The organism is Chryseobacterium sp. MYb264 (assembly GCF_035974275.1).
Taxonomy (GTDB): Bacteria; Bacteroidota; Bacteroidia; order Flavobacteriales; family Weeksellaceae; genus Chryseobacterium.
Genome location: NZ_CP142422.1, coordinates 4,829,028 through 4,846,031 on the forward strand (window position 1 = coordinate 4,829,028; position 17,004 = coordinate 4,846,031).

General features: G+C 36.3%; 13 protein-coding genes. 10 read left to right on the forward strand and 3 right to left on the reverse strand.

Annotated elements, in window-relative coordinates:
* Position 1: 1 nt before the first annotated feature.
* The 3 genes from VUJ46_RS21215 (at position 2) to VUJ46_RS21225 (ending at position 4,232) form a co-directional block, all read left to right on the forward strand.
* A complete protein-coding gene (locus VUJ46_RS21215; RefSeq protein WP_326982652.1) occupies positions 2-220 on the forward strand; it encodes a hypothetical protein in 219 nt (72 codons plus the stop codon).
* 25 nt (positions 221-245) lie between these two features.
* A complete protein-coding gene (locus tag VUJ46_RS21220; protein WP_326982653.1) occupies positions 246-2,759 on the forward strand; it encodes a M1 family metallopeptidase in 2,514 nt (837 codons plus the stop codon).
* Between the two features lie 144 nt (positions 2,760-2,903).
* Positions 2,904-4,232 (forward strand): hydroxymethylglutaryl-CoA synthase family protein, encoded by a 1,329-nt coding sequence (locus VUJ46_RS21225; RefSeq protein WP_326982654.1) that lies wholly within the window; start codon positions 2,904-2,906, stop codon positions 4,230-4,232.
* Positions 4,233-4,400: 168 nt separating this feature from the next.
* Here VUJ46_RS21225 and VUJ46_RS21230 read toward each other — a convergent pair whose 3' ends face one another.
* Entirely contained in the window at positions 4,401-5,741 is a 1,341-nt protein-coding gene (locus VUJ46_RS21230; RefSeq protein ID WP_326981209.1) for an IS5 family transposase, read from the reverse strand.
* A gap of 375 nt (positions 5,742-6,116) precedes the next feature.
* Between VUJ46_RS21230 and VUJ46_RS21235 the strand changes: the two genes are divergently transcribed.
* The 4 genes from VUJ46_RS21235 to VUJ46_RS21250 all read left to right on the forward strand — a co-directional run bounded on the left by VUJ46_RS21235 (position 6,117) and on the right by VUJ46_RS21250 (position 13,307).
* Positions 6,117-9,029 (forward strand): SusC/RagA family TonB-linked outer membrane protein, encoded by a 2,913-nt coding sequence (locus tag VUJ46_RS21235; RefSeq protein WP_326982655.1) that lies wholly within the window; start codon positions 6,117-6,119, stop codon positions 9,027-9,029.
* 15 nt (positions 9,030-9,044) lie between these two features.
* Complete coding sequence (locus VUJ46_RS21240; protein WP_326982656.1) at positions 9,045-10,574, forward strand: RagB/SusD family nutrient uptake outer membrane protein; 1,530 nt, start codon at positions 9,045-9,047, stop codon at positions 10,572-10,574.
* Between the two features lie 952 nt (positions 10,575-11,526).
* The gene (locus VUJ46_RS21245) at positions 11,527-12,519 is read left to right on the forward strand and encodes an NAD(P)H-dependent flavin oxidoreductase (protein WP_326982657.1); all 993 of its coding nucleotides are present in this window, start codon (positions 11,527-11,529) and stop codon (positions 12,517-12,519) included.
* 11 nt (positions 12,520-12,530) lie between these two features.
* Positions 12,531-13,307: an alpha/beta fold hydrolase gene (locus tag VUJ46_RS21250; protein ID WP_326982658.1), complete on the forward strand. Its 777-nt coding sequence runs from the start codon at positions 12,531-12,533 to the stop codon at positions 13,305-13,307.
* Positions 13,308-13,385: 78 nt separating this feature from the next.
* On the opposite strand, the gene VUJ46_RS21255 is transcribed toward VUJ46_RS21250, so the two are convergent.
* Positions 13,386-14,006 carry an HD domain-containing protein gene (locus VUJ46_RS21255; RefSeq protein WP_326982659.1) on the reverse strand — a complete coding sequence of 207 codons (621 nt, stop codon included), beginning with the start codon at positions 14,004-14,006 and terminating at the stop codon, positions 13,386-13,388.
* A gap of 28 nt (positions 14,007-14,034) precedes the next feature.
* Positions 14,035-14,334, reverse strand: coding sequence for a rhodanese-like domain-containing protein (locus tag VUJ46_RS21260; protein ID WP_267405190.1), 300 nt, complete (start codon positions 14,332-14,334; stop codon positions 14,035-14,037).
* 121 nt (positions 14,335-14,455) lie between these two features.
* On the opposite strand from VUJ46_RS21260, the gene queG reads away from it, so the two are divergent.
* The 3 genes from queG (at position 14,456) to VUJ46_RS21275 (ending at position 17,004) form a co-directional block, all read left to right on the forward strand.
* Positions 14,456-15,415, forward strand: coding sequence for a tRNA epoxyqueuosine(34) reductase QueG (gene queG / locus VUJ46_RS21265; RefSeq protein ID WP_326982660.1), 960 nt, complete (start codon positions 14,456-14,458; stop codon positions 15,413-15,415).
* Between the two features lie 348 nt (positions 15,416-15,763).
* Positions 15,764-16,441 (forward strand): TIGR02117 family protein, encoded by a 678-nt coding sequence (locus VUJ46_RS21270; RefSeq protein ID WP_326982661.1) that lies wholly within the window; start codon positions 15,764-15,766, stop codon positions 16,439-16,441.
* Between the two features lie 104 nt (positions 16,442-16,545).
* Positions 16,546-17,004 (forward strand): SRPBCC family protein, encoded by a 459-nt coding sequence (locus VUJ46_RS21275; RefSeq protein ID WP_326982662.1) that lies wholly within the window; start codon positions 16,546-16,548, stop codon positions 17,002-17,004.

Here is a 17,004-nt window from a genome sequence, read left to right on the forward strand (position 1 = left end):
AATGAAATCATTAAAAATTAATATCGAAGAAAATTTTGATGCTGAAAAGCTGAAGGAAGTTTTACTTCAGATCAAAGGCATTGATTCAATAGAAATTATCGACGAAGAAAATCCTGAAAGCGAATTGAAAAAAGCGTTTGCCAAAACGAAAGAACAGTTCAAAAAAGGAGATTATGAAACGTTGGTAAACGATATTTTTGATATCTTAACAAAAAAATAATTCTAAATATATTTAATAAATAAATATGAAAAAAGCCATTTTATCGATTGCTATTTTGGGCGGAATTTTCTTTTCTGCAACGATTTCGGCACAAACCGAAACTTCGGGAAGAGAAAAAGTATACAGAGCCACACACACCAAAGTAATGGAACTGAAACATACCAAGCTGAAAGTAAATTTCGATTATCAGAAGGAACAAATGAATGGGGAAGAATGGTTAACGGCTTCACCTTATTTTTATCCAACCAATGAATTAACGTTGGATGCAAAAGGAATGCTGATTCATGAGGTAGCTTTGGATAACAATGGTAAAAAATCTACCTTAAAATATGATTATAAGGATGATGTTTTAAAAATTACTTTAGACAAGACCTATCAGAAAAATCAGGATTATACGGTTTATATCAAATATACTTCCCGTCCGAACGAGGTGAAACAGCAAGGAAGTGCTGCCATTAATGATGCTAAAGGTTTGTATTTCATTAATGCTCAGGGAAAAGATCCGGATATGCCAACTCAGATCTGGACTCAAGGCGAAACAGAATCTTCTTCTGCATGGTTTCCAACGATCGACAAGCCAAATCAAAAGACCACTCAGGAAATTTACATGACGGTGCCTGATAAATATGTCACACTTTCGAATGGTATTATGAAAGATTCTCAAAAAGAGTCTAACGGATTGAGAACCGACCATTGGGTGATGGATAAAAGACATTCAACCTACCTTTTCTTTATGGGCGTTGGAGAATATGCAATTGTAAAAGATAAATGGAGAAATATTCCGGTTGATTATTATATCGAGAAAGAATATGAGCCTTATGCAAAACAGATCTACGGAAATACTCCCGAAATGATCGAGTTTTTCTCTAAAAAAATGGGCTACGATTATCCTTGGGCTAAATATGCACAGATTTCAGGAAGAGATTATGTAAGTGGTGCGATGGAAAATACTACGGCAACCCTGCACGGAAGCGATATTTTGCAGAAACCGGGACAGCTGATTGATGAAAATAAGTGGGAAGATACGATTGCTCACGAATTATTCCACCACTGGTTTGGAGATTTGGTGACGGCAGAAAGCTGGAGCAACCTGACGGTAAACGAATCTTTTGCTAACTATTCAGAATACCTTTGGAACGAATATAAATACGGAAAAGATCAGGCAGATTATCATCAAATGGAAGATGTAAACAGATATCTTCACAATCCATCCGATTTCAGGAAAAATCTGGTAAGATTTGGATATGATTCCCGTGAAGATGTTTTCGATCTGGTGACGTATCAAAAAGGAGGCGGAATTCTTCACATGTTGAGAAATTACTTGGGTGATGATGCTTTCTTTGCCGGAATGCAGGATTATTTAAAAACCAATGAATTCCAAAATGCAGAAGCACATCAGTTAAGATTATCTTTCGAGAAAGTTTCCGGTAAAGACCTGAACTGGTTCTTCAATCAGTGGTATTTCGGAAGCGGAAATCCAAAGATCAGTTATTCTTATACTTTTGAGCCGGTAAAAAAACAAATCGCGGTCACGATTAATCAAAGTCAGGAACAGCCATTTGAATTTCCTTTGTCCATCGATGTTTATGATAATGGAAAGCCTAAAAGATATACTGTTTGGGTCAAAGCTGAAAGCGCGAATACGTTTAATTTTGATGTTTCTAAAAATGCAGATTTAGTCAATATCAATGCAGATGGAGTATTGGTTGCAGAGGTTACCGATACCAAAACGCCTGAGCAATATTTGATGCAATTCACAGGTTCTAAAGAATTTAAAAGCAGATATAATGCTTTGAACGGAATTAAAGATCAGGTGGGTAAAAGTCCGGCTGCGACCAAATTACTGGCCTCAGCATTGAAAGATCCTTATTTCAGAGTACGAATTAAAGCTTTGGAATTAATGGATTTATCAAACCCTGAGCAGCTCAAAGCATTGGGTTCAGAAGTTGAAAAAATAGCGTCCAATGATCCGAAAACATTAACTCAGGCGGCAGCTATTGCGGCTTTGGCGAAGACAAAAGATAAAAAATACATTCCGCTTTTTGAAAAAGGAGTAAATGCTGTTTCCAATGCGGTAAAAGGAAATTCTGTGGGCGCAATTTTAGCAATAGATCCTTCTAAAGCGGCTACTTTAGGCGATAAACTGGATCTGGAAGGAGCTTCTGATGCTTTAATTGAAAAGATGCTTCCGATTGTTGTTAAAAATAAAGTAACTTCTCAAATGGCAAATATTGCTCAGTTTGCAGCATTTTATCCTTTCATCAAGTTCCAGAATCCGGAATTAGGTAAAGCTTGTGAAGAAGGATATAACTGGATCATGTCTTCAGATAATCTGAAGGCTACGGAAGCAGTGACGAAAGTTTTGGTTCAGTCAAAAGGCCAGATGGGAGATAATCCGCAGGTAAAAATAATGATCAGCCAGATCTTAAAGGACGGCTTGAATAAAAAGATGGAACTTTTAAAACAGAATCCTCAAAACGCAGCAAGCATCAACAAGCAGATTGATGCGATTAATAAAGCGCTTGTCGATTTTAAATAATTAAAAATACATACAGCAAAAAGCACTTCTGAAAAGAGGTGCTTTTTCATTTCGACAATTTTAAAACAAATTTTCAGGAAATTTGGTGAAAATCATATATGATTAAACGTTTACATTTTTTAAATTCGTATAAAAATTAACGATATGGCGTTCGGAATAGAGGCAGCAAGTTACTTTGTGCCTACTTTGTATTTGGAAATAAAAGATTTAGCAGAAAAAAGAGGAATTGAACCTGCAAAACTGGAAAAAGGGTTGGGACTACATAAAATGGGATTTCCCGATGTGCATGAAGATGCTGCTACGTTTGCTGCGGAAGCTTTGTTGAAATTAATAAAGGACTATAATATCAATCCAAAAGAAATATCAAGAATTTATCTGGGAACGGAAAGTGCCTTGGATGCTGCGAAACCAACAGCTTCTTACGCGATGCAAATGGTTGAGAAAGTATTGGAAGCAGAATATGGAGAAAGAGCTTTCAAAAACTGCGATGTGGTAGATCTTACGTTCGCTTGTATTGGGGCGGTAGATGCACTTCACAATTCTTTGGATTTTGTAAGGGTAAATCCTGATAAAAAAGCGATTGTCATTGCAAGTGATTATGCTAAATATGAGTTGGCGTCTTCCGGAGAATATACTCAAGGTGGTGGAGCCGTTGCGGTTTTGGTATCTTCAAAACCAGATCTGATTGAGATTGATAACAATTGGGGTGTCGCTACAGAAAGTGTTTTTGATTTTTTCAAGCCAAGACGTCATTTTAAAAAAGAAGACTTAGTAAATGCTCCGGAAAATTTCCCTGAAAAAATTGAAGTTTTTACAGACGAGCCCGTCTTTGATGGACAGTATTCCAACCAGTGCTATCAGGACAGAATTAGAGAAGCATATCAGCATTACCAGGAAATTACTGGCAAAAATAAACCTTATGAGGCGTGGAAATATCTTATTTTTCACCTTCCTTATGCTTTCCACGGAAAAAGAGTGTTTACGGAAATTTACAGTTTAGAAAACGGATTGCCTTTTGAAACTCCTGAAGAACAGAAAGCGCTGGCAAAATCTGAACATTATATTCAGTTCATTAATGATAAAATTGAAAAATCTCAACGTGCTTCTTCGGAAATCGGAAACATGTATACGGCCTCCATCTTTATGGCCTTACTTTCTGCATTGCAGACTTCTTTTAATGAAAATGAAGAGTTAGCAGGTCAGGAAATCGGATTCTTAGGGTACGGAAGCGGTTCAAAATCCAAAGTTTTTGCCGGTAAGGTTTCTGAAAACTGGAAAAATGTAGTGGCAAAATGGAATCTTTTCGAAGAATTAAAAAATCGGACAGCTATCGATTTTAATACCTACGAAAAACTACACCGTAAACAATTGGAAACTTCTGTTAACGAAAACTATAAAGGTTTCGGACTAACCTCTGTAGAATTTGATAATCCGGTTCTTCAAGGAGCAAGATATTATCATTGTCAGAATTAACTCGGTTTTTCATATCAATATAAAAAGCATTTCAGGTCTGGAATGCTTTTTTTGAATGCTGAAAACTCTTTTGTTTACTGATTTTTAATTGTATTCCCTTTTTCTACTGCTTTTTTTGAATCATTTATTTGTAAAATATTCATTTAATGTTTCCTAATTAGTCGCTCCTTAAAAAGCTGTTTTTTGACTTTGAAAATTATATTTGCCTAAAAAGATTCGGAGAACAAGTTCGAGCCAAAGAAGAATTTGTTGTTTGATTTGATTCAATCTCATCTTCAAATTGTATCCAATCCCTGCTAATAATGCATTATTAATATCTCCAGCCACTCCTTTCAGGAAGTTTAATCCTAAGGAGTGGTTTCTTTTTAAATGAGAGATACAAGGTTCTATGGCTGCTCTTGCCCGGAATCTTAATCTGGCTACTTGTTGCCCATATTTTGTTTTTTCTTTTTTTGCGGGAAGCAAAATTGCTGTTCCTTCCACTTCTTTGATTCCTTTAAATCCTCTGTCTGTAGTGGCTTTCGTAGGTCTTGTTCCGCCAACGGATTTTCTTACCCTCTCACTCTGTGCCAATGATTCTTCAAGAGTTTTACTATCGTGAGGATTGCCAGAAAATCTCTTTACCGAGCTGATGATCCCTGTTTTCCGACCTCTTACTACTGCTACTTTTGTCCCAAACTCGTATGCTTTTCCCGATTTTCCTTTCGCAATACACGCAACTTGTGGCTCGTGAAGACTGTAAATTTTATCTTTCGTGGTACGTTCTTGGGTGAGTGCTTTAAGGTAAATTTTAAAAACGTCTTCGTAGCCTTTCAAAACATCTTTAGGAAGTTTTCTTTCCAATTCCCGAAGAACTCTTTTACCAATCGTCCTGAGCTTTTTCCTCGCCATTTTTGCCTTCTTCTGTCTTCTGGGATGATGTCCAAAAAAAGCGTCCCGCAATAATTGTTTGCTCACTCTTCTGTAGCTTTGTCTTTGTACAACGCTCTCTTTTTCTGCTATTTTTCTACAATTGTCGATTACTTTTTTTGCTAATTTGGCATCGGTAGGAAAGGTAATGTTCTTCTCCTGAACCGTCGTATCTACCTGAACTTCATCTTCTGTTTTGGCTTTGGGATGGAGAGAAACGCTTTGTCCCAAAAGAAATTCCAAACCCTTATCTCCAATTCTTTTTCTGAAGTGTACAAAATTGCTCGGATCGAAAGGCTGCTCTGTCTGGAAAAAGGTTTCTCCGGTAAAATATTGCCAATACGCATTCTCAATCCATCTCTCTATTACACTTTCATCACTTTCTTTAAACATTTCCTTGAGCAAAAGCATTCCTGCTATTTTACGGATAGCAATAGAAGGTCTTCCGTTTTCTGAAAATAATTTCTCAAACTCTGACTCCATTTTATCCCAGGAAATCTCCCCAGCTAATTTTACCACCGGATGCTCCATATTAATAAGCTCCGTAAGCCTGGTCTTGAATAAATTCTGCTGTAAATCCTCTCTTATTTTGCCTAACATTTTGCCACTTTTTATATCCTAAAAATACAATTTATTGCAATTTTTTACAACGATTTTTTACGAAATATAAGTGCATAAAAACTGATAATCAAAATATTACTTGGTTTTTAAGGAATGACTAATTAAGTATTTTATTCTCGTATTTCACGCTTTTTATATCATGAAGGAAAAAAATTAACAATTAATTTATTTCTTGCAATTGTCTATAAATTATCATTTTTTTTAATTTTTAATGCTTTATTCATTGTAATGTGACCTTGTTTTTCGAGTTTTAAATTAAATATTTCTACTTTAATTAATTGTTCTACAGATATTTAATTGTTTGATTTGTTGGTTTTTATTAACAGATTTACAGCAAGTAAAAAAACATCTGATATGAATAAAAAATTAGGTCTCCTGACAACGGCTGTGATCTTCTTTTCCGGGCAGTTTGTTGATGCTCAGACTAAAGGTATGAAAAAGGATACCATTGAACGAGAGCAGAAAATAGATGAAGTGGTTGTAGTTGGATATGGAACCCAGAAGAAGAGTGAGGTTACTGCAGCATTATCCCAGGTTAAAGCAGAAGATATGGCAGGTTTAGTGACTGCCAGTTTTGAGTCTCAATTAGCAGGAAGAGCGGCTGGAGTAAGTGTCACCACCAATTCAGGAATGGTAGGACAGGCGCCTGCAATTAATATTCGGGGGATTAATTCTCTTAACTCGGGTACTTATCCTTTGATTGTAGTGGATGGAATGCCCATTTTCACCGGAGATACCGGAGGATATGCGGCAAGTAATGCACTGGGAGATATTAATCCGGCGGATATTGAAAGTGTAGAAATTTTAAAGGACGGAGCTGCAGCGGCCATTTATGGCTCCCGTGCAGCTAACGGAGTAATGATTATTACCACCAAGAAAGGAAAAAAAGGAAGATTTCAGCTGGAGTATAACACCTATACCGGCGTCGCTCAAGCAGTAAAACAATTTAGCCTGCTTCAAACCCCGGAATTTTTAACAATCTCAAATGAGAAAAGAACCAACGCAGGCAGGTCTCCCTGGGCCTTTGGTTCAGAATATAATACAGATTGGCAAAAAGCTGTTTTAAGGTCAGCAACCCAGACAGATCATAATATTGCTCTTCAGGGCGGTTTAGGTAAAGGTTCATATTTCGCATCTGTAGGATATACAAAGCAGGATGGAATTATTTTAAGCAACGGTATGGAACGATTTACAGCCCGCTTTAATGTAAACCAGGAAGTAAATGACTGGTTAAAAATGGGGGCAAATTTAGGGGTGACGCGAACAGAATATAACGCCCTTAATTCCGGAGTAAATGCTCTTTCCGGAGCAATGGCCAATTCGTTAAGACAATTACCCAATACTCCTATTTACAGAGCAGATGGACCATTTGGCTATAATATTGATATTGTAGGCTCCAATACCATTACGGGGAGAGCAGAAAACTCGCAATATATCGCTAACAACTTACCGAATATTGTGTATATAATGAATACCAATAAGCTTCAGTCCAGAGCGCTGAGAGTATTAGGAGATGTGTATGGAGAGGTCAAGATTCTACCTTCTCTTACTTATAAACTTCAAATGAGTATTGACAGATCTCAAAATGAAGGCTTACTATATTGGAATGCTTTCCATGGCGACGGAAGGGGGAGTAACGGAAGAATTCAAAATAGCAATACGACTTTGGAAAGGTACAATATCCAGAATATACTCAACTTTAATAAAAGCTTCGGAGATCATAAAATCGGGGTGACTTTAGTGAATGAATATCAAAAGGAAAATCAGAATAGCTTTTTTGGTGGAGGAACGGATTTAGGAGATTCTTATTTTAGCAGCAATGTGATTTCAGGAACTTATGGGACTCCTCTTTCCGGCGGCGAAAGAACGGAGTTTGCCTTAATCTCTTATTTAGCACGATTTAACTATGATTTTGGAAAAAGATATTTTTTTCAAGGGGTGGTAAGGAGAGACGAATTGTCTTCTCTTCCTAAGGAGGGACGAGTAGGATATTTCCCGGGAGCCTCACTGGGATGGAACGTAAGTAATGAAAAGTTTTTTGAGAAAGCAAAATCTGTAGTCAATGAACTAAAGTTACGTGCTTCTTACGGTAGGGTTGGAAATAGTAATATCGGAAACTATCCTTATATGTCTTTGTACGGTCCGGCCAGATACGGAGATGCCAACGGATTAGCATATGCTCAAATGGGTGTTAGCAGTCTCAGATGGGAACGAAGTGAAAAGACTGATTATGGAGCAGATATGAGCTTTTTCAAAAATAAGCTAAAGCTTACAGTAGATTATTTTGTGAACAATATTGATGAAATGATTCAACAGGTTCCTGTGGATCCGTCTTTAGGAGTACCTAATAATCAGTATAGTTCAAATATTGGGATGGCGAGAAATAAAGGTTGGGAGTTTTCAGCCCATTATACACCTGTTAAAAATGACAATTTTGAAATCAATATCGGTGGGAACCTCTCATTAATTAACAACAGCATCGCACAGTTATACAGAGGAGCAGATATTTTCCCAGGAAATGATGAGTGGGGTAATGTAGATCGCTTCTACAGGGTTCATAGAGAAGGCTATTCAATGAATCAGCTGTATGGTGTTAAATACTGGGGAGTGAATCCTGCTAATGGAAACCCTGTGTATTACAGGCTCGACGGTTCTTTAGTACAGTTTAATCTGGATTCTGCTAACAGAGGGTATTATGTCTTTAATCCGGATAATCCGGGTAATCTTTCTCAGACCGGAGGAGCACCTGAAAACCAGTTGCTGGGTAATACCATTCCAAAATTTTTTGGAGCTTTCAATCTGTCTGTGCGGTATCATAACTTTGATTTGGGGACACTGGTTAGATTCAGCGGAGGAAACTATATTATGAACGTTACGAGAAGAGAGCTGCTGGGGCAGAATTTTGTTAACAATTCTACAGAAATTATGGGAAGATGGCAAAGTCCGGATAATCCTGGAGACGGATGGACTCCAAGGCTAAGAGCAGGGGATGATCCGGGAGTGAATGGTCCGTTAGTCTCCAACAGTAGATTTATTGAAAAAGGAGACTTTATTAAGTTTGATAATCTTACGTTAGGATATAGCTTAGACCGCGACTTTTTAAATAAAATCAATATCCAGAAAATGAGACTTTATATCCAGGCTCAAAACGCATTTATCATAACCAAATATTCGGGATCAGATCCTGAAATGCAGGTAAATGGATTAGATTATAACGGAATTCCTAGACAAAGAGTTTTCTCAATTGGACTAAATGTTACACTTTAATAGAATATGATGATAATGAATACTTTAAAAAAATATATAATAGTAGCTTCTGCAGGATTGGTACTGGGTTCTTGTCAGCAGGACATCTTAGATACAACTTCTTTTAATAACCCCAATCCTGAATTAGCCTTTACCTCTCCCGATTTGGTTCAGCTGGCGGTGAATGGCGTGTACAATGCAGCACAAATGGGAAATTTTAACGGATCACCGCGAGGCTATGTTTTCGGGGCGGCCTACTTTCAACAGAATGAAGCAAGGGGAGAGGACGTTGTTAACACAGATGCTTTTTATCAACTGACCTACGAATCCAATTATGATCCAACTACTGCTAATAATGTTCATTATTGGACAGATGCTTATCGGCTAATAAACCGTGCCAACCTCGTTAATGAAGGGATTGACAGGGCAGTAAACAATCATGTTATTACTGAGGTTCAGGGAAATATATACAAAGGAGAAATTTTATTTTTCAGAGCCTTAGCTCATTTGGAACTGTTAAAACAGTTCTCGAGACCTTATCATTTGGATAATGGAGCTTCTGCCGGAATCCCTTACAGGACGGTAGGAGTGGATACTGAAGCTACTATTGAGCAAGCGATGCTGGTGGGCAGAGGAACGGTCGCAGAAGATTATCAGAAATTGTTGACCGATCTTAATGCTGCAGAAAATGGGCTTCCGACCAACGCTCAGAGGTTAGGAATCAATAAAATAGGCAAAATTACAAAGGGTGCAGCCATTGCAATTAAGATCAGGGCTTATTTAAATATGAGAAACTGGAATGAAGTGATTACACAATATACTAAGCTTACTTCTATGTATGCCTTAGAGGCAGATCCGGCAGCTGTATTTAATAATAACCTGGGCAATACAGAGTCGATTTTTTCAATTATCAATACCGCGAATAACAATCCGGGAGTTAATGGGGCATTAGCCTCCCAATTTAATAACAGATCACTCATCGCGATCAGTCCTATTTTATGGAATAATCCTTTATGGTTAGAAAATGATAAGAGGAGAGAGATGACTGCTGTTGTCTCTGGTGCCAGATTTACAAGAAAATATAGAGATATCGTTAATTATACAGATGCATCACCGATTGTGCGGTTTTCTGAAATGAAATTAGCTGCCGCAGAGGCGTATGCAAGAATAAATGATATGACCAATGCGTTAAAGCTCCTTAACGAAGTTCGAAACAGATCATTGGCTAACCCGGCTACAGAAGCTTATACGGGTACATCAATTGCCAATAAAGAAGATTTAGTAAGAGCGATCTTACTGGAAAGAAGGATAGAGCTGAGTTGTGAGGGAGCGCGTTGGGGAGATATTCATCGGTTGGTTAATGATGATGTTGCTCCTACTCAGGGAATTCCGGCAAAAGTTCCTAATGGATTTCCGGCAGCTGCAGGATATACGATAGGGGTTCCTTATTCCGGAAACCTAACAGGTGCCATACCTTATACGGATAGGAGATTCTTATGGCCAATACCATTGATGACAACGAGTGTAAACCCTCTTCTGGCAAGCCAGCAAAATCCAGGATGGTAAAAACTAATATTGGATGGTAGGAAAATAATGGATCTACATCCAGATCGGATCATAAATACAAATTTTAATATATTTAACAGGGGGTATTTTTTAAATAAAATTGCCCCTGTTTTGTTTTAAAAGTAAATATAAAAAATTAGGCTTTTGATTACGGATTAACGCCGAAATTTATGAACCACACAAAAAGGTGAAGCCTCCCTGTCTAAAAATTAATTATGCAGCCATTTTTAGCAAATAGTACCGGTATTCTTGAGCTGGCTATAAGATCAGGCTATTGATTTTCTTTCCACTTGATCTGTTGAACACCGAGCTATCTGTAATTTTAGAAAAGTTACCTGTCAAGCCGTTTGACTCCGTCAAAATATCATTCATCGACTGAAAGGAGATAATCTTCGATTTCACTTATAAAAGACCGGAAAGATGAAGCAATAAAAAATGAGCATTATCATCTGTGGAAAATCTGCGATCTGTGGGAAATAAAAATATTCGCGCATTCGTGGCCATAGTATGCAGTCTTCAATTTTATCTTAGATAAAATCCTTGCGCCTTAAAAACATCAAGCATTAAAAAATATCTTTGCGTCTTTGCGAAAAACCAACAAAGACAGTATCAACTGTAAAACTTGTGCCATCTGTGGGGAATAAAATATTCGTGAATTCATGACTAATAAGTATTCTTAACGCTAAGTTTGCCAGGATATTTTTAAATGATACTGCTGATTTTCAGTTCGCAACTGCGTTCTACTCAGCAAATGATAGCCCTGCTGTATGCTTTTATTATATGAACACAAAGAGCACGAAGTTTTTCTACCACTGACCGCTTTAAGGCTCACCAAGCCGTTCTACTTATAAAAGATCACGAAGCTGAAGCCATAAAAAATGAGCATCATCATCTGTGACCTGTGGGAAATAAAAATATTCGTGCATTCGTGGCAAATTAGTATTTTTACAATATGAGCCAATTTATAGATTTTAATTCAGCTAAAAAACTTCACGATATGCACGAGAATCAAAATAGAATTACCCAACTTTTTAATATTCAGTATCCTATCATTCAGGCTGGGATGATTTGGCATTCAGGTTGGAGATTGGCTTCGGCTGTTTCTAATTGTGGTGGTTTGGGATTAATTGGTTCAGCAAGTATGTATCCCGATATTTTGCGTGAAAATATTCAAAAATGTAAGAAAGCTACAGATAAGCCTTTTGGGGTGAATGTCGCTTTGCTGTATCCAAATTTAGAAGAAATCATTAATATTATTCTGGAAGAAGGCGTAAAGATCGTTTTTACATCTGCCGGAAGTCCAAAAGCCTATACAGAAACGCTTCAGAAGGAAGGCGTAAAAGTAGCTCACGTAGTTTCTTCGACCAAATTTGCCGTGAAATGCGAAGATGCAGGAGTTGATGCTATTGTTGCGGAAGGTTTTGAAGCAGGCGGTCATAACGGAAGAGACGAAACAACAACTTTTTGTTTGATTCCAAATGTAAGAAAGCATATCTCTAAACCATTAATCGCAGCTGGCGGAATTGCTTTAGGTTCTCAGATGAAAGCTGCAATGATTTTGGGTGCAGACGGCGTTCAGATCGGTTCCCGTTTTGCAGCAACAACAGAAGCCAGTGCACATGATAATTGGAAACAAAAAATCACGGAACTTCAGGAAGGCGATACGCATTTAACTTTGAAAGAATTGGCGCCTGTAAGAATGGTTAAGAATAAGTTCTTTAACGAGCTTGAAGAAATCTATAATGTCGGAAGAAATAAAGAATCTCTAATAGCTTCTTTGGGGCGTGCAAGAGCCAAAAAGGGAATGTTCGAAGGTGACATGGAAGATGGAGAATTAGAAATAGGGCAGGTCTCTGCTTTGATTGATGATGTTCTCCCTGTGGAAACTGTTTTCCAAAATTTATTGAAAGAATTTAACGAAGCAAATAACCCCAATTTATTATAAAGTTTAAAATAATGGAAGGAAGGATTATCGATGTAAATGGTAAAAAACTTTATACAGAATATAATAATTCATTTAAAAATAAACCAACAATTGTCTTTTTACATGATTCTTTAGGTTCGACTCAACTTTGGAGGGATTTTCCTGCAAAATTGGCGGAAGCTACGGAATGTAACACTTTGGTTTATGATCGTTTAGGTTACGGAAAATCTTCCCCGATGCCAACGCATGAACGAGAAAATAATTACATGGAATCAGAAGCTGATTTGCTGAATGATCTTTTGAATGAATTAAATATAAATGATGTCATTCTTTTTGGTCACAGCGACGGCGGCACAATTGCATTAATTACAGCTTCAAAATACCCTGAAAAAATAAAGGCAACCATCTGCGAAGCCGGACATATTTTCGTGGAAGATGTAACAGTAAAAGGAGTAAAAGATGCATTAGAAGCTTACCAAACAACCAATCTTCCTGAGCGTTTACAAAAATACCATGGTGATAAAGTAGAAACAGTCGTAAAAGCTTGGACTGAAATCTGGTTAAGCGACCGATTCAGAACCTGGAATATTGAATATTTGCTGAAAAATATAATGTCTCCATTATTGTTCATTCAAGGCGAAGCTGACGAATACGGAACCTTAGATCAGGTGGAAAAAACAGTTTCGCAAGTAAGCGGAAGTGCAGAAAAATTTATCATTCCAAACATCGGGCACACACCGTACAAGGAAAATCCGGAGGTAGTTTTAGAAAGGTCAAAAGAATTTATAACTGCCGTTTTGAATTCTTAAAATATCAATAGGAGCGGACTTTAGTCCGCTTTACTTTTTGAAAACATTTATTGGCTTTAGCCCAAACTTAAAATTAATCTATAAACTTTCAATTTCAAATAAAATATTCTCTCTTGCCCTAGATTCATATTTTTCTTTAAAAACATTAGTTTTAAAAATATTTTCAAGTTCTAAAAAGTGTTTCAAAACCTTTTTTCTTCCGGGCTTGTATAATAAATCAGGATAGATAGAATATTCTTTTCGAATCTTTTTGGTGTACTCTAAATAGGTTTCCAAATCTTTTCCAAGAATCGAAAGATCTACATCCAAAAGATAATTCGTGTCTTTGTTTTCCGATTTCTGATGAGATTTTGTGGCTAAAATTTGATGATGAATTTCTGAAATATCTGCTTTATTTACGTCAAGTTGTTGAAGTCTTTTTAAAGCAAAATCGGCACTTTTTTCTTCATTAGTTTTAGATGAAGCATCATAAATAACATCATGATAAAATACAGAAAATGAAATAGTACTGAAGCTTGAAATTTGATCTTTTACAGCATCAAGCTCGACAAACATATTGTCAAGATGTTCCAGATTATGATAATGTCTGCCTTTTTCAGAATATTTCTTTTCGATTTCCTGCCATAAAAAATCAATAACATTTTGATCTTGTGTAAATGGAAAACAGGTTTGTGTAAATCTTTCTTTCAGTTCCATCATTCAGTATTTTAGATAAAAAAAGGAACTTTTAAAAAGTTCCTTGATTTGCTTCCAGATTAGCTTTAAGTTCAGCCCAGCCACCGCCGTTATAGCCGTCTTTTAAACCTTGTGAATTAAGATATTCCAATGCTTTTCCGCTTCTGTTTCCGCTTCTGCAGAACAAAATAACAGGTTTTTCGATAGATAAAATTTCTTCTTGTCTATCTTCTACTTCACCCAGCGGGATATTTTTAGCCCCTTCTATATTTCCGTCCATTTCCAGTTCCATTGGTTCACGAACATCAATTAATTCATAATTTCCTGATTTTATTACTTCTGCTAAAGACATAAATGTTATTATTTTAGAGTTAAAAATATAAAATAGATTTTTTCAAAGATGCATACCTTTGTTTAATAATCTAAAGTCTAAACAAATTTATAAAATAATCTTAGTTTTGCAATGCGAAATTATGAATTCAAGTGCCGAAAAATATTCACAGCTCATAAAAGCCAAAGCCAAAAGTTTTGGGTTTCAGAATTGTGGTATTTCAAAAGCAGATTTTTTAGAAGAAGAGGCTCCTAAACTCGAACAATGGCTAAAGAATAATTTTCATGGAGAAATGAAATACATGGAAAATCATTTCGATAAAAGATTGGATCCGAGATTATTGGTGGAGGGTTCAAAGTCTGTGATTTCGCTTTCCTATAATTATTTTCCGGAAGAAAAAATTTCTACCCTGGAGAATTTTAAGATTTCTAAATATGCCTATGCAGAAGACTATCATGAGGTTATAAAAGATATTCTCCGCGAAATGGTTTCTGAATTACAGGATGAGATCGGCGAATTCGGATTTCGTGTTTTTGTTGATTCAGCACCTGTTTTGGAGAGAAGTTGGGCCAAAAAATCAGGAATCGGCTGGGTGGGTAAAAATGCGAACCTGATTACCAAGCAAAGCGGATCGTTTTATTTTTTGGCAGAAATTATTTGTGATTTAGAACTTATTCCCGATCATCCGACGACGGATCATTGTGGTTCCTGCCGAAAATGTATTGATGCTTGTCCGACAAATGCTATTATTTCTGAAAAAATTGTGGACGGAAGCAAATGTATTTCTTACGCAACGATTGAGTTAAAAAATGAAATTCCGGATTATTTTCACGATAAAATGGATGACTGGATGTTTGGATGTGATGTTTGCCAGGATGTCTGCCCGTGGAATCGATTTTCAGCGCCCAATAAACAAAGTAAATTTCAGCCTAATGAATCATTAAAAAATTTCAAAAAGGGAGAATGGAAGGAACTTACGCAGGAACTTTTCTCAGAGATCTTTAGAAAATCTCCGGTAAAAAGAACCAAATTTGCAGGTTTGAAAAGAAATATTGAGTTCTTGGAAAAATCTTCAGATAAAAATAGGTCAGATTTTTGGTGATAATTCCTCGTTTGGAATTTTGTCTTTCCAAAGTTAAAGAGGATAATCGTCCATTCCTTAAACTTTACATTGTAAGGAGGTTAAGATTTAACTGAATAAATTTCTGTAAAAGCTTTTCTTAAAAAGAAAAATTGACTTCCATGAGAATATTTCTCCTGAAAATCAACGTCTTTTTTGTACTCTTTTTGGAGCTACTTTTACTCTAACTTTAAATCTTTTCTGGGATTTGGTATTTTTACGCATATTTGTGAATATTTCGTAACTAAATGTAGTGATTTTTTCGATTAAAACAAATACTTTTACCAAAAGTTGTAAATTAAATTTTATTCATCTTAATTAAACATGATCGTGAAAAAAATGTTCATTCTTTTAATAAAAGCAATAGGTATTATCCTTGGAATTGTTGTTGTATATTTAGCTTTAGGTTATTTTTTACCTTTTATAGAAGTCTCTGCAAAAGATGACGGACAGAAAAAAGAAATTCCTATTTATATTTATACCAACGGCGTGCACACGGACATCGTGATGCCTGTCAAAAATGATCTGGAAGATTGGAGTACGAAAATACCTTTTGCCAATACACTTTCCAAAAGAACAGATTACAATTATGTAGGCGTAGGCTGGGGTGATAAAGGTTTTTATCTGGATACGCCAACCTGGGCTGACCTTAAATTCTCGACAGCATTTAGAGCAGCATTCTGGTTGAGTGAATCTGCGATGCACTGTACTTTTTATAAGACCATGAAAGAAGGTGATGATTGTAAAAAGATCATGATCAGCCGTGAACAGTATAAAAAGTTAGTCACTTTTGTCAATGATAAATTTGATAAAGATCAAAACGGAAATTTTATTTTGATTCCTACTGATGCGGTCTATAGCGATAATGATGCATTTTATGATGCGAAGGGGAAATACAGCTTTCTCAATACCTGCAATACCTGGGCAAATGATGCTTTGAAGGCTGCCGGACAAAAGGCTGCGCTTTGGACACCAACCGATTCGGGGATATTTCTACATTATAAATAATTGATAGAAAATTTTAAATCAATTTTGAAATAAAAATAAATGAACCACCTTTAATGGTGGTTTTTTTATGGTACTTTTATTGCATAAAACTTTTCAAAAAAAGCATGATTCATCAACTGTACCGCGAGCAGCAATTAAACTGCGACATCCAAACTGCCTGGAAATTTTTTTCTTCTGCAAATAATCTTTCAGAGATTACGCCAAAAGACATGAAATTCATTGTTTTAACGAATTTTGAAAACGATGAGATTTATGAAGGAATGATCATTGATTATTTTGTTTCGCCTCTGTTCGGGATTAAAATGAAATGGCAGACGGAGATTCTCAAAGTTGATTTTCAGAAAAGCTTTATCGATTTTCAGAAAAAAGGACCTTATAAACTTTGGCATCATCATCATGAATTTATTGAAAATGAAAACGGAGTTTTAATGAAAGATACAGTAGATTATGAATTGCCTTTAGGTTTTTTGGGTGAAATTGCCCATTCTATTTTGGTGAAAAAGAAACTGGAAGATATTTTTAATTACAGATACAAAATCCTAGAAGAACGTTTTAATCATTAA